Genomic DNA, 23,574 nt, shown 5'->3' with positions numbered 1-23,574 from the left:
GGAAAACAACATGTTCACCAAAATTCTGATTGCCAACCGCGGTGAAATCGCCTGCCGCGTGGCTGCCACTGCTGCGCGACTCGCTATCAAAACTGTCGCGGTGTATTCCGATGCCGATGCGAACGCCAAGCACGTAGCGGCCTGCGACGAAGCCATTCACATCGGCGGCAGCGCCCCCAAAGACAGCTACCTGCGCTGGGAAAAAATCATTGCCGCGGCGCAGGCCACGGGTGCACAGGCCATCCACCCGGGTTATGGCTTTTTGAGCGAGAACGAAGAGTTCGCCCAGGCCTGTGCCAAAGCGGGGCTGGTGTTCATCGGCCCGCCCGCATCCGCCATTCTGGCCATGGGGCTGAAGGCCGAGTCCAAACAGCTGATGGAAAAGGCCGGCGTGCCGCTGGTGCCCGGCTACCACGCGGCCGACCAAGACCCCGCGCTGCTGCAGCGCGAGGCGGACCGTATTGGCTACCCCGTGCTCATCAAGGCCAGCGCGGGTGGTGGTGGCAAGGGCATGCGCGCGGTGGACAAGGCCGAGGACTTCGCGGCAGCGCTGGCGTCGTGCAAGCGCGAGGCCATCAACAGCTTTGGTGACGATGCAGTGCTGATTGAAAAGTACGTGCAGCGCCCCCGCCATATCGAGATTCAGGTGTTCGGCGATACGCACGGCAACTACGTGTACCTGTTCGAGCGCGACTGCTCGGTACAGCGCCGCCACCAGAAGGTGCTGGAAGAGGCGCCCGCACCGGGCATGACCGAGGCCTTCCGCAAGCAGATGGGCGAAGCCGCCGTGGCGGCAGCGCGCGCTGTGCACTACGTGGGCGCCGGTACGGTGGAGTTCATCGTCGAGCAAAAGCCCGATGGCAGCATGACCTTCTTTTTCATGGAGATGAACACGCGCCTGCAGGTGGAGCACCCGGTCACCGAAGCCATCACCGGGCAGGACCTGGTGGAATGGCAGCTGCGCGTGGCGTCGGGCGAGCGGCTGCCGCTGCAGCAGCACGAGCTGAAGATCCAGGGCCACGCCATTGAGGCGCGCATCTGCGCCGAGAACCCCGACAACAATTTCCTGCCCGCCACCGGCACGCTGCAGGTCTACGGCCTGCCCGCGCATGTGACCTTTGAGCGCGCCAGCCATGGCACACGCGTGGACTCCGGCGTGCGCCAGGGCGACACCATCAGCCCCTATTACGACTCCATGGTGGCCAAGCTCATTGTGCATGGCGCCACACGGGAAGAGGCCTTGGCGCGCATGGATGCCGCGCTGGCGCAAACCCATATCGTGGGGCTGGCCACCAATGTGCAGTTTTTGCGCCATGTCACCACCAGCGCCTCGTTCGCCCAGGCGAATCTGGACACGGCGCTGATTCCACGCGAGGCCGCAGCCCTGTTCAACCAGGACAAGCTGGGCCTGCCGCTGGCCGCCGCCGCCTTGGTGGCGCACACGCTGCAGGCCGAGCAGGGCCAAGGCGCGCAGACCGACACGGCAGGCTGGCGCGACCCCTGGGCGCAGCGCGATGGCTGGCGTTCGCATGGTCCGTCGGTGCGCGGCTTTGCGCTGGAGTACGCTGGCGAACCCCACACCGTGGTGCTGACGACGGTGCGTGGCCGCTACACGCTTGCCGTGGCGGGGCAGAGCCTGCCGCTGCAGTGGGCCGTAAGCGCCACGGGCGCGCTGGACTTGCAGCTCGGTGCGCAGCGCGTTTTGGCCCATATCTATAGAAATGGCGATATAGCCCACGTATTCACTGCGCAAGGCGCTATACAAATCGTAGCAATTGACGCATTGGCCCATGCAGGGGAAACCCATGCCGAGGGCGGCCGACTGACCGCGCCCATGCCAGGCAAGGTGGTGTCGTTTGCGGTGAAGGTGGGCGACGCGGTGACCAAGGGCCAGGCGCTGGCCGTGATGGAAGCCATGAAGATGGAGCACACCATTGCCGCGCCGGCCGATGGCACGGTGGCCGAGTTGCTGTTTGCGCCCGGAGACCAGGTGACCGAAGGGGCTGAATTGCTGCGCCTGGAGACTGCGGCCTGAGTTGCGGAGAGAATGGCCGCATGCCTTCTTTGAACGTTATTTACTACTCGGCCGATATGGATGCGGCCTCCTGGATCCCCGGCCTGCAAGCAGCCTTGCCGGGTGCCACAGTCTCCCTGTGGGAGCCCGGTGCGCCGCAGGCGGATTTCGCCGTGGTGTGGAAGCCGCCTCAGCAGTTGCTGAACGAGCAGACTGGCCTGAAGGCCATCTTCAACACCGGTGCGGGCGTCGATGCGCTGATGAAGCTGGACCTGCCAAAGGGCGTGCCCGTCATCCGGCTGGACGATGCTGGCATGTCGGTGCAGATGGCCGAGTATGTGTGTCATGCGCTGATCCGCCACTTCCGCGAGTTCGATGGCTATGAGGCGGACGTGGCGCATGGCAAGTGGTCCTTCCGCAAGCCGCGCAGCCGGCTGGATTACCCGGTGGGCGTGTTGGGCCTGGGGGTGCTGGGTGAGCGCGTGGCCAAGGCCGTGGCGCTGTTTGATTTCCCCGTGAACGGCTGGAGCCGCTCGCCCAAGGCGGTGCCCGGCATCCAGAGTTTTTCGGGCGAGGACCAGTTGGACGCCTTTCTGGCCGCCAGCCGCGTGGTGGTGTGCCTGCTGCCACTTACGCCCGACACCGAAAACCTGCTCAACGCCGAGCGACTGGCAAAGATCCGCTCGGGTGGCTATGTGATCAATGTGGCACGCGGCGCCCACGTGGTGGACGCCGACCTCATCGCCGCCCTCGACAGCGGCCACCTGGCCGGTGCCACGCTGGACGTGTTCCGCATAGAGCCCCTGCCCAAGGATCACGCGTTCTGGTCCCACCCCAAAATTACCCTGACCCCCCACACCTCAGCCCGCACATTGCGCAGCGAGAGCATCGCCCAGATCGCCTTCAAGATCGGCGCGCTGGAGCGCGGCGAGCCGGTGGCGGGCCGCGTCGATGCGGCGCGCGGCTACTGAACCCCGGAGACACCCCATGGCCTACCCATCCCAAGTCAAAATCATCGATGTCGGCCCGCGCGACGGTCTGCAAAACGAGAAGCAACCCGTGCCCGCCGCCATCAAGGTAGAGCTGGTGCACCGCCTGCAGGATGCGGGGCTCAAGGAAATTGAAGTCACCAGCTTCGTGTCCCCCAAGTGGGTGCCCCAGATGGCCGACAACGCCGAGGTCATGGCGGGCATCCAGCGCAAGCCCGGCGTGCGCTACTCGGTGCTCACGCCCAATATGCAGGGCTACGAGGCAGCCGTGCTGTCCAAGCCCGACGAGATCGTTGTGTTTGGCGCGGCCAGCGAGGCCTTTAGCCAGAAGAACATCAACTGCTCCATCGAGGAAAGCATTGAGCGCTTTCGCCCCGTGGCGCAGGCGGCCAAGGCGGCGGGCATTGCGGTGCGCGGCGCCATCTCGTGCGCCGTGGGTTGCCCGTACGAGGGCGAGATTGCGCCCGAACGCGTGGCGCTGGTGGCGCGGCTCATGAAGGACATTGGCGTGGAGCACGTGGGCGTGGCCGATACGATTGGCGTGGGCACGCCGGTGAAAGTGCAGCGCGCGCTGGACGCCGCGCTGCAGCACTACAGCGTGGACCAGGTGTCGGGCCACTTCCACGACACCTACGGCATGGCGCTGGCCAACACGCTGGTGAGCCTGGAGATGGGCATCTGGCATTTCGATACCTCGTCCGCTGGCCTGGGCGGTTGCCCTTACGCCAAGGGGGCCACCGGCAATGTGGCCACGGAAGACGTGGTCTACCTGCTGCACGGCATGGGCATTGAAACCGGCATTGACCTGGACAAGCTGATCGATGCGGGCAAGTTCATCAGCGACTTTCTGGTGCGCAAACCGCATTCGCGTGCGGCCAATGCGCTGTTGACCAAGCGCCTGGGCTGAGGCGCGCCAACTGCATGTGTGGAGCTGAATTGACTGAACTACCCGAAGGCGTGCAGCGCGTGGCGGCTGCCCTGCAGGCGCAGAACCACCCGCACAGCCCGGTCATGCTGGACGGCGCCGCGCGCACCGCGCAGCAGGCGGCCGATGCGCTGGGCATTGCCGTGGGGCAGATTGCCAAGAGCATCATTTTTCGCCGCCTGGCCGACGATGTGGCCGTGCTGGTCGTCACCTCGGGCGACCGGCGGGTCGACGAAGCGAAGGTGGCCGCGCTGGTGGGGCCGCTGGGCCGGGCCAATGCCGCGTTTGTCAAAGAGCGTACCGGGTTTTCGATTGGCGGCGTCAGCCCCATCGCCCACGCCACGCCCAGTGTGACGCTGATCGACCAGGACCTGTTCCGTTTTGACGAGGTATGGGCCGCGGCCGGACACCCCCATGGCGTGTTCAAGCTGGCGCCCCAGGATTTGCTGGCGCTGGCCAATGCGCCGGTGGCCGATGTGGTGGAGATGCCTGCATGAGTGCTATCAAAAGACTAGCTGCTCGCGCAGCGTCTATGCGGGCTGGGGCCGAAAATGTGCCTTCTCCCTGCAGCTCGGTCTGTCGCATGGGCCCCAGCACCGGTCTGTGCGAAGGCTGCTTTCGCACGCTGGACGAGATCCGCGACTGGAGCACCAGCACCGACTCCACCAAGCAACAGGTGTGGGCCGCTATCGCCCAGCGCATCGTGACGACCCACCCGCAGGAGTTCCCCGCATGAAACAGATCACCTTCTACCTGGACTTCATCTCGCCCTACGCCTACCTGGCGTTTGAAGAGCTGCCGCTGGCGCTGCTGGGCCTGAGCTACAGCGTCACCTACAAGCCCGTGTTTCTGGGCGGCCTGCTCAAGCACAACGGTGTGCTGGGCCCGGCCGAGGTGCCGCCCAAGCGCGCCTGGATTTACCGCCATGTGCAGTGGCTGGCCCACACCAAGGGCGTGGCGCTGGACATGCCCGCGGTGCACCCCTTCAACCCGCTGGGCCTGTTGCGCCTGGCCGTGGCCACCGATGCGGCCGGCCTGCCGAACCGTTACGTCTGCGAGACCCTGTTTCACCACGTCTGGCGCGGTGGTGCCGATGCGGGCGATGCGCAGCGCCTGGCCGCCGTCACGCAGTCGCTGGCACCCGTGCAAGACCCCACCGGACCGGAGGTGAAAGCGCAGCTCAAGGCCCATGCGGACGAGGCCATTGCGGCGCAGGTGTTTGGCGTGCCTTCGTTCGAGGTGGACGGCAAGGTGTTCTGGGGCGTGGACGCGTTGCCCATGCTGCGCGCCTACCTGGAAGGCGACGCCTGGTTCACCGATAACGAAGCTGACACGCGTTGGGCGGGGGTGCACGCTGTGCCCTCGGGAATACCCTTGCGCTCCGCGTGAATTGCCGTGATGTGAAATGGCCCTACAGGGTTAGACCTTAATCTGTCAGAGCCTAGTCAGTTTCGCGCAAGCCAGCGTTGGTTTCGCGTCAGAGCAGGGTCAGTGCCTACTCCAAGAATACGGCAAGCCTTCATGTCGGGGGCTGTACAACGATTGGAGACACAAATATGGCAAACGTAGCCCCACGGCCGATGTCTGCGGAAGAGAAGAAAGTTATCTTCGCTTCCTCACTCGGCACCGTTTTTGAGTGGTACGACTTCTACCTCTACGGTTCTTTGGCAGCCATCATCGCCAAGCAGTTTTTCAGTGGTCTGGATGAAGGCTCTGCCTTCATTTTTGCGCTGTTGGCGTTTGCTGCCGGCTTCATCGTGCGCCCCTTCGGTGCCATTTTCTTCGGCCGCTTGGGCGACATGATTGGTCGCAAGTACACCTTCCTGGTGACCATCCTGATCATGGGCTTGTCCACCTTCATCGTGGGTATCTTGCCCAACTACGCCTCGATTGGCGTGGCCGCTCCCGTCATCCTGATTGCCCTGCGTCTGCTGCAGGGTCTGGCGCTTGGTGGTGAGTACGGTGGTGCTGCGACCTATGTGGCGGAACACGCACCCCACGGCAAACGTGGTGCCTACACCTCCTGGATTCAAACCACGGCAACTTTGGGCCTGTTCCTGTCGCTGATCGTGATTCTGGGTACCCGTACTGCGATGGGCGAAGAAGCCTTTGCCGATTGGGGCTGGCGCGTTCCGTTCGTCGTGTCCATCCTGCTGTTGGCCGTGTCCGTCTACATTCGTTTGAGCATGAATGAGTCGCCCGCCTTTACGAAGATGAAGGCCGAAGGCAAGACCTCCAAAGCGCCCCTGTCCGAGTCCTTCGGCCAATGGAAGAACCTGAAGATCGTGATCCTGGCCCTGATCGGTTTGACCGCCGGCCAGGCCGTGGTCTGGTACTCCGGCCAGTTCTATGCCTTGTTCTTCCTGACCCAGGCGTTGAAGGTGGACGGTCCTACGGCCAACATCTTTGTGGCTGTGTCCCTGATCATCGGTACGCCGTTCTTCGTGATCTTCGGCTCCCTGTCTGACAAGATCGGACGCAAGTGGATTATTTTGGGTGGCTGCGCATTGGCGGTGGTGACTTACTTCCCCGTGTTCTCCGCGCTGACCAAAGCCGCCAACCCTGACCTGGCTGCTGCGCAAGCCGCTGCCAAGGTGACGGTGACTGCCGATCCTGCTGAGTGCTCCTTCCAGTTCAACCCAACAGGCACCAAGAAGTTCACATCGAGCTGCGACGTGGCCAAGCAACGCCTGGCCGGTGCTTCGGTGTCGTATGACAACGTGGTGGCCGCGGCCGGTACGCCTGCCGTGATCAAGGTTGGTGAGACTGTGGTGAACGTGAAGTACAGCCCTGAAGACATCGCCGCTGCCAAGGCCAAGGCCGAAGCCAAGCTGGCTGAAGTGTCTGCTGCCAACCCGGTGGACGAAAAGGCTGTCGCCGCCGCCAAGAAGTCGGTTGCTGACCTGGGCAACGAGAAGACCGCTGGCGCCACCCTGCTGGGTGCCAATCTGGGTGCTGCCCTGAAGGCCGCCGGCTACCCCACCAAGGCAGATCCTGCCAAGGTGGACAAGGTCATGGTGATTGCCCTGCTGACCTACCTGGTGATTCTGGTGACCATGGTGTACGGCCCCATTGCCGCCATGCTGGTGGAAATGTTCCCCACTCGCATCCGTTACACCTCCATGAGCCTGCCGTACCACATCGGTAACGGCTGGTTCGGTGGCTTGCTGCCTACCACTGCGTTCGCTATCGTGGCGCAGACCGGCAACATGTACAACGGCCTGTGGTACCCCATCATCATCGCTGGTGCAACTGTCGTCATTGGTGCCTTGTTCATCAAGGAAACCAAAGACGTGGACATCTACGCGAACGACTGATCTGTTCGATTGACGTGAGTTAACGCCCCGACCTTTGTGGGTCGGGGCAATTTCCAGGCTCTCCTTGTGGGGGCCTTTTTTTTGAAAGAAATGGTATGTGGAAAATTGCAGTGGGTTTTGTGGTGTTTGCCGCCCTTGCCCTGTTCATCCTGAGCAAGGGTGGAGATTTGGATATGAGTGGAGAAAAGCATGGTGTGGATGCCGCGCACACAGACGCCCCAGCCACACCCGCCGCCGCTGCCAGTGCAGCCAAGTAGGGTTAACGTGGAGGGCGCAAATACGTGAAGCACCCGCAAAACCGGGGTACGGCCCCTAGAATGTCCGCATGAGATATGCAAAGACGGAGGCGGGGCAACAGGCGTTCAAAGAGCGCTCGCCCCTGTTTTCTGCAAAACAGCGCTCCACCTTCATTCTGTTCGACGGCAACAAGACGCTAGAACAGGTGCTCGCGGCCACCGCTGGCATGGGCGTGGTCGAGGCGGATGTGCTGCACATGGTGGAACAGGGCTTTCTGGCTGCAGTCGCCGAGGCCGAGCCCGCGCCTGCGGCCTCGGCCGAGATGATTCAAGACGCGGAAGACGCCGCAACACCCCCCAGCAACCGCACGGCGCAAGAACGCTACAGCGACGGCAAGCCCATCGCCACCAAGCTCACCGCTGGCATGGGCCTGCGTGGTTTTCGGTTGAACCTGGCCGTGGAATCCGCAGCCGGCTATGACGACCTGCTGGCCCTGCTGCCCAAGATCCAGGAAGCCCTGGGCTCCAAAGCGTGCCGGGAATTGGAGCGCGCCCTGAAGGGCTAGCCCCCACGCTCCGCCGCTGCGCGGGTCGCTGCCCCCCAAGGGGGCTAATTTTGCTTGAGGCGGCTCGGCGCAAAATTGCCCTCACACACGGTTTTCATCTATGTGGTTGCCTAGAATGTCTCTCCTCCTCCAGAAGAGCATTCACTTATGTCCCAGGGAACCATCCGCATTCGCGGAGCGCGGCAGCACAACCTCAAGAACCTTGACCTGGACATTCGCACCGGCGAATTGACCGTGGTGACTGGCCCCAGTGGCTCGGGCAAGTCCAGCTTGGTGTTTGACACGCTGTACGCCGAAGGCCAGCGCCGCTACGTAGAAACCTTCAGCGCCTACGCGCGCCAGTTTCTGGACCGCATGGACAAACCCGCTGTGGACAAGGTGGAAGGTGTACCACCAGCCATCGCCATCGACCAGACCAACCCGGTGCGCTCCAGCCGCTCCACGGTGGGCACCATGACGGAGCTCAACGACCACCTCAAGCTGCTGTTCTCCCGTGCGGGCAACCTGTTCGACAAGGACACCGCGCTGCCGGTGCAGCACGACACGCCCGAGACGATATATGCCGAGCTGGTACGCCGCGCCGCCGAGGCTTCGGGCCCGCGCCTGGTGCTTACCTTCCCGGTGGAACTGCCCGCCAGCACCACGCAAGAGGAAGTGACCCAGTGGCTCAGCGCCAGCGGCTTCACGCGGGTGCAGGCCGAGCGCGAGGTGTCTACCGTCAGCGGACCGAGAAAGGTCTTGGATGTCGTGGCTGATCGCTTCCGCATCGACGGCGTGGAGAAGGCCCGTGTGCTGGAAGCCATCGAGGTGGCACTGAAGCGCGGCAGTGGGCGCCTCAATGTTTATGTATTAAATGATGCTGTAGCCCCCGTCGACACTGCGCCAGCAGCTCCTGAAAATGTAGCAACTACCGCGCCCACGCTCTGGCGCTTTTCCACCGGCCTGCACTGCCCGCAAAGCGATTTGCGCTACACGGACCCGATCGCGTCCATGTTCAGCTTCAACTCCGCCGTGGGCGCCTGCGAGGCCTGCCGCGGCTTTGGCCGCGTGGTGGGGGTGGACTACGGGCTGGTGATTCCCAACGACAAGCTGACACTGCGTGCGGGCGCCGTGAAGCCTATGCAGACGCCTGCCTGGCAAGAATGCCAGGACGACCTGATGCGCCACGCCGAGGCCGCAGGCATCCCACGCGATACACCTTGGTACAAATTAACCGAGGAACAGAAAAACTGGGTATACAAGGGCTCGCCCAACTGGAACGGCAAGTGGAACCAGCACTGGTTTGGTGTGGACCGTTTCTTCGAGTACCTGGAGAGCAAGGCCTACAAGATGCACATCCGCGTGCTCTTGTCCAAGTACCGCAGCTACACGCCATGCGGCACCTGCGGAGGTGCGCGGTTGAAGACCGAGAGCCTGCTGTGGCGCATCGGTACCAAGGCACAGGCCGATGCCGTGCTGCCGCCCGCCAAGCGCTTCATGCCACAAGGTGTGAAGTGGACGCGCGCCCAACTCGAAGTGCTGCCCGGACTGTGCCTGCACGACATGATGCTGATGTCGTTGGACAAGCTGAAGCGTTTCTTCGATTCCCTGCAAGTGCAGTTGGATACGCCCAACTCCGCCTTGTCTGCGGCGGCCACGTCCGAGGCTGAGCAGAAGACGCTCAAGCTGTTGTTTGAGGAAGTGGGCACACGCCTCAAGTACCTGTGTGATGTCGGCATTGGCTACCTCACGCTGGACCGGCAAAGCCGTACGCTGTCGGGCGGGGAGGTGCAGCGCATTAACCTGACGACGGCGCTGGGCACCTCGCTGGTCAACACCCTGTTTGTTCTCGACGAGCCCAGCATCGGCCTGCACCCGCGCGACATGAATCGCATCATCGTGGCCATGCAGCGCCTGCGCGATGCGGGCAATACGCTGGTGGTGGTGGAGCATGACCCGGCCGTGATGCTGGCCGCCGACCGCATGATCGACATGGGCCCCGGCCCCGGCGAGAAGGGCGGGCAGATTGTGTTTGATGGCACGACCGAAGCCTTGAAAGGCGCGGACACCATGACCGGCGCCTACCTGGGTGGCCGCAAGCAGGTGGGCATGGGCTTCAAGCGCATGGTGGCGCCGAACACGCCACGCCTGATTCTGGAGGGGGCTACCGAGCACAACCTCAAAAACGTGACCGTCGAGATTCCGCTGCAGCGTTTGGTGTGCGTGACCGGTGTGTCCGGTTCCGGCAAGTCCACGCTGATTCAGGACGTGCTGGCCCCTGCACTGCTGCGCCACTTTGGCAAAGCTACCGAGACACCGGGTGCCCACGCGCGCCTGCTGGGGGCGGAGCAGCTCAGCGAAGTGGTGTTTGTGGACCAGTCGCCGATAGGCAAGACCGCACGTTCCAACCCTGTGAGCTATGTGGGTGCGTGGGATGCGATCCGCGAGCTGTTTGCGGGCGCCTCCCTGTCCAAGGAGCGCAGCTACACCGCCAGCAAGTTCAGCTTCAACAGTGGCGATGGGCGTTGCCCCACCTGCGGCGGCTCGGGCTTTGAGCATGTGGAGATGCAGTTCCTCAGCGACGTGTACTTGCGCTGCCCGGATTGCGATGGCAAGCGTTATCGGCCCGAGATTCTGGAAGTCACGATTGAGCGCAAGGGCCGCAATGTGAACGTGGCCGATGTGCTGGACCTGACGGTCAGCGAAGCGGCCGACCTGTTCAGCGCCGACCGCGATGTGATCCGCGTGCTGCAGCCCATTGTGGATGTGGGGCTGGAGTATGTGAAGCTGGGGCAGCCGGTGCCCACGCTCTCGGGTGGTGAGGCGCAGCGCCTCAAGCTGGCGGGCTTTTTGGCGGAAGCCGCCAAAACCAGCAGCGCGAGCAAGCAGCTCGTGGCCAAGCGTGGTTCGCTGTTCATGTTGGATGAGCCCACCACGGGGCTGCACTTTGATGACATTGCCAAGCTCATGCGCGCGCTGCGCAAGTTGTTGGATGCGGGCCATTCGCTGGTAGTGATTGAGCACAACCTGGATGTGATTCGGGCTTCCGATTGGTTGATTGATTTGGGGCCTGAGGGCGGGGATGCGGGAGGCGAGGTGGTGGCTTACGGCACGCCGGAAGATTTGCTGCTGCATGCAACTTCGCATACGGGCAAGGCGCTGCGGGAATATGCGGCGGCTATGGGGGTGGTGCATGAGGTCAATGAGGACCGGGCTACTTTTTCGTCGTTCGCTGCGGCGGACGGGCTTACGCCCGGAGCCTCATACACTCGCTTCGCGATTGCCAAATCGGCACCGGGCGCAAGCCCATCCGCCTCCGGGGCGTTGCTCGCTGACGCATCGAATTCGATTCGTATCGTTAATGCGAAGGAACACAACCTGAAGTCACTGTCGGTGGATATTCCACGGGGCAAGTTCAGTGTGGTGACGGGGGTGTCGGGGTCGGGCAAATCGACGTTGGCGTTTGACATCTTGTTCAACGAAGGCCAACGGCGCTATCTGGAGTCGCTCAACGCGTATGCGCGTTCCATCGTGCAGCCCGCAGGGCGGCCTGAGGTGGATGCGGTGTATGGCATTCCGCCTACGGTTGCGATTGAGCAGCGGCTCTCGCGCGGTGGGCGCAAGAGTACGGTGGGTACGACTACCGAGGTTTGGCACTTCTTGCGTCTGTTGTACGTGAAGCTGGGCACCCAGCATTGCTACAAGGACGGCGCGGCGGTGGAGCCGCAGTCGGCGGACAGCATTGCGGCGCAGTTGCTGAAGAACTACCGTGGCCAGCACATTGGGCTGTTGGCGCCGCTGGTGCAGGGCCGCAAGGGCGTGTACACCGAGCTGGCGGACTGGGCGCGGCCACGTGGCTACACGCATCTGCGGGTGGACGGCAACTTCCTGCCCACCACCAGCTTCCCGCGCATCGACCGCTTCAAGGAGCACAACATCGAGCTGCCGGTGGCCAGTCTAGATGTGTCGCCGTCCAATGAACCCGCGCTGCGCCAGGCGCTGGCCGATGCGCTCACGCATGGCAAGGGCGTGGTCTATGTGCTGAGCGAGATTGATGGCCTGCGCGAAGCCATGGTGGCCGGCTCGCCTGCGGCGGGCATTGGCAAAGTGCAGGTGTTCTCCACCAAGCGCGCCTGCCCGGTGTGCAGCACCAGTTATGCCGAGCTGGACCCGCGCCTGTTCTCCTACAACAGCAAGCATGGCTGGTGCCCGGACTGCGTGGGCACCGGTGTCGCGCTAACCAAAGAGCAGCGCAAGGTGTTTGACGATTCCGTGAAGGACGATGACAACAAGGGCCGCGAGCAAACTTTTGCCGAGGCCGACATTGAAGACCTGCACGACGCGACCTGCCCCACCTGCAACGGCACGCGCCTGAACGCCACCGCACGCAATGTGAAGTTCGCCAACGTGGGCATCACCGATATTGCGCGCCTCTCGGTGACCGATGTGCGCAAGTGGGTGCAGACGCTGCAAGTAGTGGGCGGCATGACCACGCGTGAAGGCGACATCGCACGCGACCTGGTGCCCGAGATCAAGAGCCGGCTGGAGTTTTTGGAAGAGGTGGGCCTGGGCTACCTGACGCTGGACCGGGGTGCGCCCACGCTCAGCGGTGGCGAGGCGCAGCGCATTCGATTGGCCGCGCAGCTGGGCAGCAATTTGCAGGGCGTGTGCTATGTGCTGGACGAGCCCACCATTGGTCTGCATGCGCGCGACAACAAGATATTGCTGGGCGCTTTGCAGAGCTTGAGCGACAAGGGCAACACGCTGGTGGTGGTGGAGCATGACGAAGACACCATTCGCCATGCGGACCACATCATCGACATTGGCCCCAGTGCGGGCAAGCGCGGTGGGCGGTTGGTGGCGCAGGGCTCCATTGCCGATGTGCAAGCGGCTCCCGAGTCGCAGACTGGGCGGTATTTGCTGCATGCGATGAAGCATCCCCTGGCAGTGCGTCGCGGGATGGTTTCTTATGCGGAGACCTTGGCGCTCGACGCGGCGGAAGCCGTATCGCCGGGTTCCTCATACGGGTACACGAAATCGTCACCCGGCGATACGACTCCCACCGTGAGTGTTGATAAACCTGCGAAGAAGCTCAGTGCTAAAGCAGCCAAGGCTGCGGTGGCAGCTGCACAAGTGAGCGCCAGCGAGAAGGCAAACATCGAATTGGCAGAGCGAACGAAAGTGGCCGCCGAATACGCAGCATTGGCTGACCGCCGCACCGCCCAAATGTCCGTCGCAGCAGCGGGTAGCCCCAGGGCGGGTGACGATTTGGCAGTTGCGCAGCAAATGCATGAGGAGCCCGCCCTGGGGCTACCCGCTGCGGGCCCAGCCAAAACACAGAAGCCAAAGATCGGCTGGCTAACCGTCAAAGGCGCCAACCTGCACAACCTGCAAACTGTCACGGTCCACGTGCCCCTCAAGCGCCTGGTCGCCATCACCGGTGTCAGCGGCTCCGGCAAGTCCACGCTGGCGCGCGACGTACTGCTGGCCAACGTCCAGGTGGCCGTGCAAAAACGCAGCACCAAGGCTGGCCGCGATGCGCTGGACGCGGGCGAGAAAATCCAGTGGACCGGTTGCGCAGGTGTGGAAGGTTTTGAGAGCGTGGACCGCGTGCTCGAAGTGGACCAGACGCCCATCGGCAAAACGCCGCGCAGCTGCCCCGCCACCTACATCGGCTTTTGGGACACCATCCGCAAACTGTTTGCCGACACGCTGGAAGCCAAGGCGCGTGGCTACGCGTCCAACCGCTTCAGCTTCAACACCGGCGAAGGCCGCTGCCCATCGTGCGAAGGGCAGGGCATACGCACCATCGGCATGAGCTTCCTGCCCGATGTGAAAGTGCTGTGCGAAACCTGCAAGGGCGCGCGCTTCAACCCCGAAACATTGGCCGTCACCTGGCGCGGCAAGAACATTGGCGATGTGCTGCAGATGGAAGTAGACGAAGCCGTCGACTTCTTCGCCGCCATGCCCGTCATCGCGCACCCGCTGCAACTGCTCAAAGATGTGGGCCTGGGCTACCTCACGCTGGGCCAGCCGTCACCCACATTGAGCGGTGGCGAGGCGCAACGCATCAAGCTGGTGACCGAGCTCAGCAAGGTGCGCGACGACGTGGGCAAGCGCGGCAACAAGGCGCCGCACACGCTGTATGTGCTGGACGAGCCCACCGTGGGCCTGCACATGGCCGACGTGGAAAAACTCATCCATGTGCTGCACCGCCTGGTCAATGGCGGCCACAGCGTGGTGGTCATCGAGCACGACCTGGACGTGATCGCTGAAGCCGACTGGGTGATTGACCTGGGCCCGGACGGCGGCAATGGTGGTGGCCGCGTGGTAGCCGCCACAACGCCCGAAGCCGTGGTGCAGCTTGGCACCCACACGGGCAAGGCGCTGGAGGCGGTGTTGGCGCGGTAGCGCTTCGGGGAACAATTGCTTACGGTTTGTGCGTCGGCGCAGCCTACAGTGGGGCGTTATAAGAGTCTGTCCCTACAACAAGGAGCCTTGTATGCCCAACACTTTTTTCGCACCACGCGGCCTTATCGTGATCTGTGGAGCCGTTTTGCTGGCATGGGGGGCGGCACAGGCACAAACGTCTGCTACTCCGGTACCACCACCCGCACCGGTGGCCACCCAACCCAGCCCGCCTAACGACAAGCTGGTCAAGGAGTACTCCGCTTGGGCAGGTTCCCGGCAAAACGCGCAAGCCTTGGTGCTGGGGTTGCGCAGCGGATCTGCGGTCAGCCTGGGCACAGGAGCCACCAGCACTACCTTCACGCCCACGACCACCAAGCTGGGCACGGGTGAGGTGAACATTGCGCTGTCGCTGGCCAAGGCGGCCCTTGCTAAGCAAGGCATTACCAACCCCACGCCTGCGCAAATCGCGGCTGCGCTCAATGGCGGCACGGTAACCACCGCCAAGGGAACCCAGACCTTGCCTGGTGTGCTGACACAGCGCCAAAGCGGCATGGGCTGGGGCCAGATTGCCCATGCCATGGGCGTGAAGTTGGGCTCGGTGGTCAGCGCCTCCAAGTCCGGCAAAGGCACCACGGGTACGCAATATGCCAAGGCCAAGCTGCACGACAAGGCGGGATCAACAGGTACCCACGGCAAGGGCGAGCATGGCGGTGGCGGTTCCTCCGGTGGCGGGGGAGGCGGGGGCAAGAAGTAAGCACCCGACAGCCCTGTCCACACCCAGCACAAGCCCGGCAGCGTCCGGGTTTGTGCTTTTGTTTTACCCGGATATAATTTGCACATTAATTAAATCCGGGTAAATTTATGGCATGGTTAGAAACATCGTCTACGGCATTTGAAGGCAGCCGCTGTATCGCCAGTGGCTCGCTGAGAGAAGTGGCTCTGGCCACCAAGCCGGTGGTAGACCGCTGGGCGGGCAGCATCAGCCCGCCGCCCATCCTGGTCTTTGAGGACGCGAGCAGCGAGGTGATCGAGCTGGACTGGCGCGGCACGTTGGCCGACTTTGAGGCGCGGCTGAACGCGCTGAACCCGGTGATGACGCAGGCCATGCCGCCGGCACCCGTAGAAGAGCCGCCTGCAGCGGCCGACGCGCCACGTGGCCCGGGCCGGCCCAAGCTGGGTGTGTCGGCCCGTGAGGTGACGCTGTTGCCGCGCCATTGGGAATGGTTGGCGCGCCAGCCCGGCGGCGCCTCGGTGGCGCTGCGCAAGTTGGTGGAAACCGCACGCCTGGCATCTGAGACCAAAGACCGCGTGCGCCACTGCGGCGCTGTGACCTACAAATTCATGTCCACCATGGCCGGGCACGAGCCAGGCTTTGAAGAGGCCAGCCGCGCGCTGTTTGCCGGTGACTCCGCGGGCTTTGCAGCGCGTGTGGCGCCGTGGCCTGCGGACGTGCAGGCGCATCTACTCAAAATATCAACCCACGCCTTTGCAGCGTGACCAGGGAGCTCCCATGACAACCCGCAACCCTGCGCTGCCCGCGGCCGCGCCCCCGGCACTCTGGAGGGGCTATCTGGCCTTTCTGGTGCCTATGATCATCAGCAACATCCTGCAGGGCCTGTCGGGCACGGTGAACAACATCTACCTGGGCCAGATGCTGGGGGTGGGCGCCATGGCCTCGGTGTCGGCCTTCTTCCCGGTGCTGTTTTTCCTCATCGCCTTCATGATCGGCTTGGGCGCAGGTGCCTCGGTACTCATCGGCCAGGCCTGGGGGGCGAAAGAGCCGGAGCGCGTGCGCGCCATCACCGGTACCACCTTGACGGTGGGCGTGTACGCGGGCCTGGTGGTGGCAGTGTTCGGTGGCACGTTCACCGAGCCACTGCTGCGCGCGCTGGGCACGCCGGCCGACATCCTGCCCGGTGCCATTGCCTATGCGCGCATCAGCATGGTGGCCGCGCCCGGCATCTTCATCTTTCTGCTCATCACTTCCATGCTGCGCGGCGTGGGCGACACCAAAACCCCGCTCAAGACCCTGATCATTTCCACCGTGGTGGGGCTGGTGGTCACGCCCGCACTCATCCAAGGTTGGCTGGGCCTGCCGCGCTTGGGCGTGACGAGCGCGGCCTGGGCCTCGGTGCTGTCGTTCTTGTCGGCCATCGCCTGGACGGCCTGGCACCTGCTGCGGGTGAACCACCCCATGGCGCCCAATGCGGCCTTCATGAAGCACCTGCGGGTAGACCGCGCCATCCTGGCCAAAGTGCTGCGCATCGGCCTTCCCACGGGCCTGTCCATGATCACCATTTCGGTGGCGGAGATTGCCGTGCTATTCCTGGTGAACCGCTTTGGTTCGCAGGCCACGGCCGCCTATGGCGCGGTGAACCAGATCGTCTCGTATGTGCAGTTCCCGGCGTTCTCGATTGCCATTGCGGCATCCATTCTGGGCGCGCAGTCCATCGGTGCGGGACGCACCCACTTGCTGGGCCAGATTGCCCGCACGGGGATTGTGTTGAACCTGCTGTTGACGGGCGCGTTGGTGCTGGTGTGCTACGTGTTCTCGCGCAGCATGCTGGGGTGGTTCATTACCGACATAGCGGTGGTGGATCTGGCCCAAACCCTGCTGCACGTCATGCTGTGGAGCGTGGTGATCATGGGCATGTCGATGGTGCTGTCTGGCCTGATGCGGGCTAGCGGCGTGGTGCTGTGGCCCACCGCCATCACCATGTTTGCCATTGGCTGTGTCGAAGTGCCAGTGGCCTGGGTGCTGAGCCAGCACTACGGCTTGAACGGCATCTGGGCCGCATACCCCATCACTTTCCTTGTGATGCTGGGCATGCAGACCACCTACTACCGCCTGGTGTGGCGCAAGAAGCCGATCCGCCGCCTCTGAGCGCGTGACATAAACCGATACAAACCGAAACTGCCCTGACACCCTGTATCAGGCCTGCGCCGGCACCATTGCAGTCATGTTCAACACATCCCTTCGGGGATTCGAAAGGTCAGCATGAGCCACTTCTTCCGCCGCAACCTGAAACGTACCCTCATCGGCGCTCTGGGCGCCACCCTGCTCATCGGCGGCCTGTCCGCCTGCGGCCACCGCCCGCACGACTACGGCAGCAACATGAGCGCTGAGCAATACGCGCAAAAGCGCGACAAGATGGTCGACAAGGCCGCCAGCAAACTGGACCTCAACGAGGACCAGAAGAAGCGCTTGGCTACCCTAGGCGACAAGCTGTATGAGCAGCGCACCGCGCTGATCGGCCAGACCAAAGACCCACGCGCCGAAATGAAGGCGCTGGTAGCTGGCGACAAGTTTGATGCCGCCCGTGCCCAGGCCTTGATCAATGACAAGACGGCTGCGGTGCAGGCCAAGAGCCCTGAGGTGATTGCTGCGCTGGCCGACTTCTACAACAGCCTGAACCCTGCCCAGCAGCAAAAGGTGCGCGACTACATGGATGGTCGCGGTCACTGGTTCCACCGCGGATAAACCACCATGCCCACCACCACGCTGAGCGCTTTGACCGCCCCCCTGCGGGCCTATGGCGCGGTGCTGTTCGAGGGATACGAGGAGCCCCACGCCGAAGTCATGGCGTTGGTGTGGGGTCCGCGTTTTGACCGAGAGCATGCAAACACCCTGCTGGAGCGCCGCCCCGGCTATGTGCCGCAGGTGCTGCATACCGTGCAAAGTGCGGCCGACCAGTTTGACCAACTGGCCGCCGAGCAGCAACGGCGCGTGCGCCAGCTCATCCTGCGCCACCGCAGCCGGTGGGACAATGCGCAGGCCACCCAATAACGCCTATGCACCGCATCCTGCTGATTGACGACGACACCCAACTGGGCCCGCCCCTGGCCGCCTACTTTGCGCGCTTTGACATGGTGCTGGAATGTGCCCTCAAGCCCAGCGAAGGCATGGCCCGGCTGGCGCAGGGCGGGGTGGATGCCGCCATCCTCGACGTGATGCTGCCTGAGATGGATGGTTTCTCACTGTGCCGCGCGATCCGCAAGGACAGTGATATTCCCATCATCATGCTCACCGCGCGTGGCGAGGTGATGGACCGCGTGGTGGGGCTGGAGCTGGGCGCGGACGACTATGTGCCCAAACCCTTTGAGCCGCGCGAGCTGGTAGCGCGAGTGCAAACCGTGTTGCGCCGCCGCCTGCCCGCAGCGGCCAAGCCTGCGGCGGCTGACGCCAACACCTTTGTCTTCAACGGCCTGGTGGTCAACGGCACCACGCGCACCGTGCAGCGCCAGGGTGAGGCCGTGGACCTGACTAGCACCGAGTTTGATTTTTTGTACATGCTGGCGCGTGAGCCCGGCAAAGTGTTCAGCCGCGACGACATCCTGAACCAGCTGCGCGGCCATGAGGCCGAGCTCTACACCCGCGCGGTGGACATTGTGGTGAGCCGCCTGCGCAAGAAGCTGGAGCCGCTGGACTGCATCAAGACCCTGCGCAACGCGGGCTACACGCTGGCCCTGGCGGGCGCGGCCCCATGAGGCTTCACGGTTTCAAGGCGTGCATGCGTGCCAGCCGCCGCGCCAAAAAGGCGCTGGCCCATTCACTGCGCGTGCGCCTGGTCGCCATGTTTGTGCTGCTGGCCATGGCCATGGCCGCGTGCTTTCTGTTCGGCATGCAGTCGGCCCTGTCCGTGGGCTGGCGCGACGCGGCCAAGCCGCTGGTAGTGGACTACATCGACAAGCTGGCAGCCGACATCGGCAGCCCGCCCAGCGTCGAACGCGCCCAGGCGCTGACGCAGCGCTTGCCGCTCAGCGTGCGCATCAGCGGCCCCCAAACCAACTGGCGCAGCCACCCGCAAGACCCCGACTACGGCCACGGCTGGATGGACGACAAACGCAACAAGACCGACGAGCTGCGCTTTTACGAACGCACCACGGCCGACGGCCACCGCATCCAGTTTGGCGTGAGCGTGCAGGCCTGGCATGACCGGCCGCGCTTCATTGGCTGGGCCACGCTGGCCATTTTGCTGAGCCTCACCGCACTGGCCTATGTGCGTGTGCGCCGCATGCTGCGCCCGCTGGACGACATCCGCGCCGGTGCCCTGCGCTTTGGCCAGGGCGATTTTTCTCAGAAGATTGTGGTGCGCCACTTCCACCACCCCGATGAGCTGGGTGAGCTGGCCCACACCATCAACACCATGGGGTCCGACATCCACCAGATGCTGGAGGCCAAGCGCACGCTGCTGCTGGCCATCAGCCACGAGCTGCGCAGCCCGCTAACCCGCGCCCGCCTGAACACCGAGTTGCTGCCCGAGACCGCCGAGGTGCAGCCCAGCCGCGAAGCCCTGCTGCGCGACCTGGCGCTGATGCGCGACCTGGTGACCGACTTGTTGGAAAGCGAACGCCTGGCCAACCCCCACGCGGCCCTGTACCGCGAGCCGGTGAATCTGGCTGCCCTGGTGCAAGACGTGGTGTGCGAACTGCAGGCCGCCCACGCCGCCGCACCGCATATCGCCGTGGATGTGCAGGCCGGTCTGCCCAGCATGGCGCTGGACCCCACACGCATTCGCCTGCTGGTGCGCAACCTGCTGGACAACGCGCTGCGCCACAGCACGGGCGAGCCCGCCGCGCCGCAGCTCAGCGTGCAGCGCCAGCCCAATGGCAGCATCGCCATCACCGTGCGCGACTTTGGGCCCGGCGTGGCCGAGGCCCAATTGCCCAACCTGGGTCAGCCGTTTTACCGCCCCGATGCGGCCCGCACCCGCGAAGGCGGTGGCGTGGGGCTGGGCCTGTACCTGTGCCGCCTGGTGGCGCAGGCGCATGGCGGAACCTTTGCCGTGCGCAACGCGCAGCCAGGCCTGGAAGTGCAGGTGGTCTTGCCAGACGCTACAGTCTGAGGCATGACCGACACAACCCTGGTTCTTCTCCCCGGCCTGATGTGTGACGCAGCGGTGTGGGCGCTGCAGGTGCAGGCGCTCGCATCCCATGCCACTTGCCATGTGCCGTCGTGGGGCCCGTTGGATACGCTTACCGCCATGGCCGAACATGTGCTGGCCACCGCTCCCGCGCGCACCTTCGCCCTGGCCGGCCACAGCATGGGCGGGCGCGTGGCGCTGGAGGTCATGCGCATCGCGCCCCAGCGCGTGGAGCGCCTCGCCCTGCTGGACACCGGCACGCCCGCGCTGGCTGCTGGCGCGGCCGGTGCCAAAGAAAAGGCCGGCCGCATGGCGCTGCTGGCATTGGCGCAGAGCAGCGGCATGCGCACCATGGGCGCGCAGTGGGCCAGCGGCATGGTGCACCCCAGCGTGCTGGGCACCGCCTTGTTCGAACAGATTCTGGACATGCTGGAGCGCAGCAGCCCCACGCAGTTCGCCGCCCAGATCCACGCGCTGCTGAACCGTCCCGACGCCGCCCCCGTGCTGCCCACCATCACCTGTCCCACGTTGGTCCTCACTGGCCGCGAAGACCTGTGGAGCCCACCCAACCAGCACGAAGCTATTGCCAATGCCATCCCCGGTGCGCAGCTGTGCATCGTGGAGCAGTGCGGGCACATGAGCACCCTGGAGCAACCGGAGGCGGTGAATGCGGCGTTTGCGGCCTGGCTGGCAAGTTAGGGTGCTATCAAAAGAGAAGCTGCTGGCGCAATGAATACGGGGGCTAGTGCCTGTTTCTGTTTGTAACTAGAATGCAAACACGGGAGGACAGGGCATGACGCCAGAGCTAAAAGCCAGAGTCAGCATCGACGCGCAATTGCAGCAAGCTGCTTGGCATGTCTGCAATGTAGCGGATGCCAACATCCACGCCAGCGTGGGCGTGGCAATCCGCGAATTCCCACTTAACACCGGTTTTGGCTTTGCGGACTACCGCCGCATAGCGTCCGTGAAAGCAAGCCGATGTCTATGCCAACTTCCGGCGTGTGCAGTCACTGCTACAGACACAGATGACGGCAATGAACTACTTGTGTGTTGAACCGAGAACCAAAAAGGGGGCAAGAAATATGACGAATGAAGACGCGGCCGCAATCTCCGCGGCAATGAGTCCCAGAGAGCTAGTTGCTTTTGCATTTGTTGAAGAGGCCTATTCGAAGACAGGTGACCTAGTCGCTGGGCTAGTGCCGTTGTTCGTACCCATTCTGGCGAAACGTGCCAATAGGCGCTTTGATCCGGCTGAATTTTCGAGCGCTGTCGAAAAGACATACGACATCCCAATGAGTCCACTTGTCGCTGCTGGCCTAGCAGAGAAGCTGGCAGAGTTTGGGTTGTTGCGAGTTGATCCAAGTGAGCCGCATACATATCGGGTTGAACCGTCCGCACATGTTGATACGAAATTTGATGATTCCGGAATGGATCAACTTCTGGCAGCGTTCAGTGAGTTTGCGGCTGAGGCGCTGAAGAAAATTGAATTGGACGTATCTCCTGACTCATTGCAAACAGCCTTCCTGAGGAGGTTGACTAGCGTTGACTTTTTGAGCTTTGTAGACCGACGGGAGAAAAATTACTACAAAGGAAAGAAGCTGGTTCTAAATGAAGTTGTAGATGATGAACAGGATGCCGTTCACCTAGATCAAGCGCTTGACGTCCTGTCCGCAGCTTTTGCACTTCAGACGATTGAGCAAGGTGGATCGGGCGCCGACCTAATAACGCGCCTCACATGTGGCGCGTTAATTGCTGAGGTGGTACTTACCTTGCAGGTGCCGAGTTCCTCAACAGCGCTGAATGGTGTTTCGATTTCATTTGATGGGCCGTTGATCCTTGACTATTTGGACCTTAGTACGCCGGAGCTGCATGACTTCTCGAAAGACCTATTCGAATTGATCGAGAAGGCCGGGATTCGTAAATATGTTTTTTCTCACGTAGTGGCTGAGATGAAAGGCACTCTTCGTGGTCCCTTGGAGGCAGTGCAAAGGGGCGAGATGCCTTTTGGCCCATTGGGTAACCGGATACGGGCCGACTCAAGTCACGCAGGATATGCACGGGCGACTCTGGACAATTTGGATTCTCAGTTGGTCGCATTGGGCTTTGAAATCCTAGACGCAGATGTTTATGCAACCGAAGAGTTGTTTACTTTTTGCGATCTTGCAATTGAAGAAGGTTTGAGGAATACGGTTGGCCCCCTTCACACTAATTTGGAACGGCGAATACGCGATGCGAGGTCAATAGCGACGGTGCTTCGGTTGCGTGGGGAGACTCAACATGCGAAGTCAATAGCCGACGCAAAGTGGCTCTTCATTACGCGAAACGATGTTGTCGCTTCCAAGTCCGGCGGGTATGTGGTTTTCAAGAATTTGCTAAAGAGAGACGATGTTCCACCCGCATTGACTGACCGGAGATTGGCGGGGCATCTATGGTTTGCCGTCGGCGGGAATCTTGGCAATCTCTCGCGCAAGAAACTTATCGCGAACTGTTCCTATGTGATGAATCCGCAAACTGATCTAGTAAGTAAGGTTCGACAGTACCTTACGGAGCTTGATCCAAAGAAGGCGGAAATTTTTGTGGCTTTGATGCGGGACCAGCGTGCCCAGCGTTGTTTGGTGCAGTCCACGATGGCTTTTCCAAGTTTGGTCGGGTTGGATAACGTCGATGAGTTGCTTGAGGTTGTCAGGTTGAGTACTGCTGATGACGTTCGAGCCTTGGCGGAGCAGAGGGAGGCAGCGCTAAAGCGGGAGCACGATGAGGCGCTAGCGAACTTGGTAAAAAGTAATGCTGACGAAGAGCTTGCGAGGAAGAGTGAAATACTCCGACTTGAGCAGGAACAGGCGCGTCAAAGAGAGGAGGCGGAAAGATCGGTTGACGTGCGTGATGGCCAAATTGGAGATTTGTCTTCGCGGCTTACTGAAATTGAGATTGCGGCAAACGCTGACATTGATCAGCGAATTCAGCGTGCCGTCAAAAGTGCCAAGAAGATGTCCACGCTACTCAAATCTGCTCTTACCGTCGCATACCTTGGTGCTGTGGGAGCTGCATATTGGTATGCACCTGCAGAGAAAACGCCTTTATTTTTGGCCGTAACTTTGGCCTTGGCCTTTGTGGGTTTTTGGATAATTCCAGATCTCGTTTTTAAGATGGTACGGCCCCCCCTGTGGAGATGGCGATTCAATAGCAGATGTGAAGATCTTCAAGTTTCACAGCATCTGTCCAAGTTCTTGGTCGACGAGACCAATGAAACTGCGGTTAGGTCATGAAGCTTGT

19 protein-coding genes are annotated in these 23,574 nt (G+C 62.5%); all 19 read left to right on the top strand.

What is annotated here, in order from left to right; genetic code table 11:
* Window positions 1-10 precede the first annotated feature (10 nt).
* The 19 genes from AC1DZ5_RS02475 (at window position 11) to AC1DZ5_RS02385 (ending at window position 23,567) form a co-directional block, all read left to right on the top strand.
* The gene (locus AC1DZ5_RS02475; RefSeq protein WP_477885685.1) at window positions 11-2,035 is read left to right on the top strand and encodes an acetyl/propionyl/methylcrotonyl-CoA carboxylase subunit alpha; all 2,025 of its coding nucleotides are present in this window, start codon (window positions 11-13) and stop codon (window positions 2,033-2,035) included.
* Window positions 2,036-2,064: 29 nt separating this feature from the next.
* A complete protein-coding gene (locus AC1DZ5_RS02470; RefSeq protein ID WP_477885788.1) occupies window positions 2,065-2,985 on the top strand; it encodes a 2-hydroxyacid dehydrogenase in 921 nt (306 codons plus the stop codon).
* A 16-nt stretch (window positions 2,986-3,001) separates the two neighbouring features.
* On the top strand, window positions 3,002-3,910 hold the full coding sequence (locus AC1DZ5_RS02465; RefSeq protein WP_477885683.1) for a hydroxymethylglutaryl-CoA lyase: 909 nt from the start codon (window positions 3,002-3,004) through the stop codon (window positions 3,908-3,910).
* Between the two features lie 14 nt (window positions 3,911-3,924).
* The gene (locus AC1DZ5_RS02460; RefSeq protein ID WP_477885681.1) at window positions 3,925-4,425 is read left to right on the top strand and encodes a YbaK/EbsC family protein; all 501 of its coding nucleotides are present in this window, start codon (window positions 3,925-3,927) and stop codon (window positions 4,423-4,425) included.
* An 86-nt stretch (window positions 4,426-4,511) separates the two neighbouring features.
* Window positions 4,512-4,664, top strand: coding sequence for a DUF1289 domain-containing protein (locus AC1DZ5_RS02455; RefSeq protein WP_477885679.1), 153 nt, complete (start codon window positions 4,512-4,514; stop codon window positions 4,662-4,664).
* A complete protein-coding gene (locus AC1DZ5_RS02450) occupies window positions 4,661-5,317 on the top strand; it encodes a 2-hydroxychromene-2-carboxylate isomerase (protein ID WP_477885677.1) in 657 nt (218 codons plus the stop codon). Before AC1DZ5_RS02455 ends, AC1DZ5_RS02450 begins: the two co-directional genes overlap by 4 nt.
* A 167-nt stretch (window positions 5,318-5,484) precedes the next feature.
* Window positions 5,485-7,245: an MFS transporter gene (locus AC1DZ5_RS02445; RefSeq protein WP_477885675.1), complete on the top strand. Its 1,761-nt coding sequence runs from the start codon at window positions 5,485-5,487 to the stop codon at window positions 7,243-7,245.
* Window positions 7,246-7,340: 95 nt separating this feature from the next.
* Window positions 7,341-7,502 carry a hypothetical protein gene (locus AC1DZ5_RS02440; protein ID WP_477885673.1) on the top strand — a complete coding sequence of 54 codons (162 nt, stop codon included), beginning with the start codon at window positions 7,341-7,343 and terminating at the stop codon, window positions 7,500-7,502.
* A 68-nt stretch (window positions 7,503-7,570) separates the two neighbouring features.
* Complete coding sequence (locus tag AC1DZ5_RS02435) at window positions 7,571-8,047, top strand: hypothetical protein (protein WP_477885671.1); 477 nt, start codon at window positions 7,571-7,573, stop codon at window positions 8,045-8,047.
* Window positions 8,048-8,194: 147 nt separating this feature from the next.
* Window positions 8,195-14,437 carry an excinuclease ABC subunit UvrA gene (uvrA, locus tag AC1DZ5_RS02430; RefSeq protein ID WP_477885669.1) on the top strand — a complete coding sequence of 2,081 codons (6,243 nt, stop codon included), beginning with the start codon at window positions 8,195-8,197 and terminating at the stop codon, window positions 14,435-14,437.
* A gap of 91 nt (window positions 14,438-14,528) precedes the next feature.
* Window positions 14,529-15,191: a hypothetical protein gene (locus AC1DZ5_RS02425; RefSeq protein ID WP_477885667.1), complete on the top strand. Its 663-nt coding sequence runs from the start codon at window positions 14,529-14,531 to the stop codon at window positions 15,189-15,191.
* A gap of 107 nt (window positions 15,192-15,298) precedes the next feature.
* On the top strand, window positions 15,299-15,934 hold the full coding sequence (locus AC1DZ5_RS02420) for a DUF2239 family protein (protein ID WP_477885665.1): 636 nt from the start codon (window positions 15,299-15,301) through the stop codon (window positions 15,932-15,934).
* Between the two features lie 13 nt (window positions 15,935-15,947).
* Window positions 15,948-17,321, top strand: a complete 1,374-nt coding sequence (locus AC1DZ5_RS02415) for an MATE family efflux transporter (protein WP_477885663.1) — start codon at window positions 15,948-15,950, stop codon at window positions 17,319-17,321.
* A 114-nt stretch (window positions 17,322-17,435) separates the two neighbouring features.
* On the top strand, window positions 17,436-17,918 hold the full coding sequence (locus AC1DZ5_RS02410; protein WP_477885661.1) for a Spy/CpxP family protein refolding chaperone: 483 nt from the start codon (window positions 17,436-17,438) through the stop codon (window positions 17,916-17,918).
* A gap of 6 nt (window positions 17,919-17,924) precedes the next feature.
* Complete coding sequence (locus AC1DZ5_RS02405; RefSeq protein ID WP_477885659.1) at window positions 17,925-18,224, top strand: hypothetical protein; 300 nt, start codon at window positions 17,925-17,927, stop codon at window positions 18,222-18,224.
* Between the two features lie 5 nt (window positions 18,225-18,229).
* Window positions 18,230-18,925 carry a response regulator transcription factor gene (locus tag AC1DZ5_RS02400; protein ID WP_477885657.1) on the top strand — a complete coding sequence of 232 codons (696 nt, stop codon included), beginning with the start codon at window positions 18,230-18,232 and terminating at the stop codon, window positions 18,923-18,925.
* Between the two features lie 23 nt (window positions 18,926-18,948).
* Window positions 18,949-20,283 (top strand): sensor histidine kinase, encoded by a 1,335-nt coding sequence (locus AC1DZ5_RS02395; RefSeq protein ID WP_477885655.1) that lies wholly within the window; start codon window positions 18,949-18,951, stop codon window positions 20,281-20,283.
* 3 nt (window positions 20,284-20,286) lie between these two features.
* Window positions 20,287-21,000: an alpha/beta fold hydrolase gene (locus tag AC1DZ5_RS02390; RefSeq protein ID WP_477885652.1), complete on the top strand. Its 714-nt coding sequence runs from the start codon at window positions 20,287-20,289 to the stop codon at window positions 20,998-21,000.
* Window positions 21,001-21,383: 383 nt separating this feature from the next.
* Complete coding sequence (locus AC1DZ5_RS02385; protein WP_477885650.1) at window positions 21,384-23,567, top strand: hypothetical protein; 2,184 nt, start codon at window positions 21,384-21,386, stop codon at window positions 23,565-23,567.
* Window positions 23,568-23,574: the final 7 nt, after the last annotated feature.

This window comes from Rhodoferax sp. P1_F3 (genome assembly GCF_056405715.1).
This window is presented reverse-complemented; position numbering and strand designations above follow the sequence as displayed.

Bases quoted from the DNA above. Each gene is read 5' to 3' on its own strand.
- AC1DZ5_RS02475 (WP_477885685.1), top strand. From the start codon at position 11: ATGTTCACCAAAATTCTGATTGCCAACCGCGGTGAAATCGCCTGCCGC.
- AC1DZ5_RS02465 (WP_477885683.1), top strand. From the start codon at position 3,002: ATGGCCTACCCATCCCAAGTCAAAATCATCGATGTCGGCCCGCGCGAC.
- AC1DZ5_RS02460 (WP_477885681.1), top strand. From the start codon at position 3,925: ATGTGTGGAGCTGAATTGACTGAACTACCCGAAGGCGTGCAGCGCGTG.
- AC1DZ5_RS02455 (WP_477885679.1), top strand. From the start codon at position 4,512: ATGGGCCCCAGCACCGGTCTGTGCGAAGGCTGCTTTCGCACGCTGGAC.
- AC1DZ5_RS02450 (WP_477885677.1), top strand. From the start codon at position 4,661: ATGAAACAGATCACCTTCTACCTGGACTTCATCTCGCCCTACGCCTAC.
- AC1DZ5_RS02445 (WP_477885675.1), top strand. From the start codon at position 5,485: ATGGCAAACGTAGCCCCACGGCCGATGTCTGCGGAAGAGAAGAAAGTT.
- AC1DZ5_RS02440 (WP_477885673.1), top strand. From the start codon at position 7,341: ATGTGGAAAATTGCAGTGGGTTTTGTGGTGTTTGCCGCCCTTGCCCTG.
- AC1DZ5_RS02435 (WP_477885671.1), top strand. From the start codon at position 7,571: ATGAGATATGCAAAGACGGAGGCGGGGCAACAGGCGTTCAAAGAGCGC.
- uvrA (WP_477885669.1), top strand. From the start codon at position 8,195: ATGTCCCAGGGAACCATCCGCATTCGCGGAGCGCGGCAGCACAACCTC.
- AC1DZ5_RS02425 (WP_477885667.1), top strand. From the start codon at position 14,529: ATGCCCAACACTTTTTTCGCACCACGCGGCCTTATCGTGATCTGTGGA.
- AC1DZ5_RS02420 (WP_477885665.1), top strand. From the start codon at position 15,299: ATGGCATGGTTAGAAACATCGTCTACGGCATTTGAAGGCAGCCGCTGT.
- AC1DZ5_RS02415 (WP_477885663.1), top strand. From the start codon at position 15,948: ATGACAACCCGCAACCCTGCGCTGCCCGCGGCCGCGCCCCCGGCACTC.
- AC1DZ5_RS02410 (WP_477885661.1), top strand. From the start codon at position 17,436: ATGAGCCACTTCTTCCGCCGCAACCTGAAACGTACCCTCATCGGCGCT.
- AC1DZ5_RS02405 (WP_477885659.1), top strand. From the start codon at position 17,925: ATGCCCACCACCACGCTGAGCGCTTTGACCGCCCCCCTGCGGGCCTAT.
- AC1DZ5_RS02400 (WP_477885657.1), top strand. From the start codon at position 18,230: ATGCACCGCATCCTGCTGATTGACGACGACACCCAACTGGGCCCGCCC.
- AC1DZ5_RS02395 (WP_477885655.1), top strand. From the start codon at position 18,949: ATGCGTGCCAGCCGCCGCGCCAAAAAGGCGCTGGCCCATTCACTGCGC.
- AC1DZ5_RS02390 (WP_477885652.1), top strand. From the start codon at position 20,287: ATGACCGACACAACCCTGGTTCTTCTCCCCGGCCTGATGTGTGACGCA.
- AC1DZ5_RS02385 (WP_477885650.1), top strand. From the start codon at position 21,384: ATGACGAATGAAGACGCGGCCGCAATCTCCGCGGCAATGAGTCCCAGA.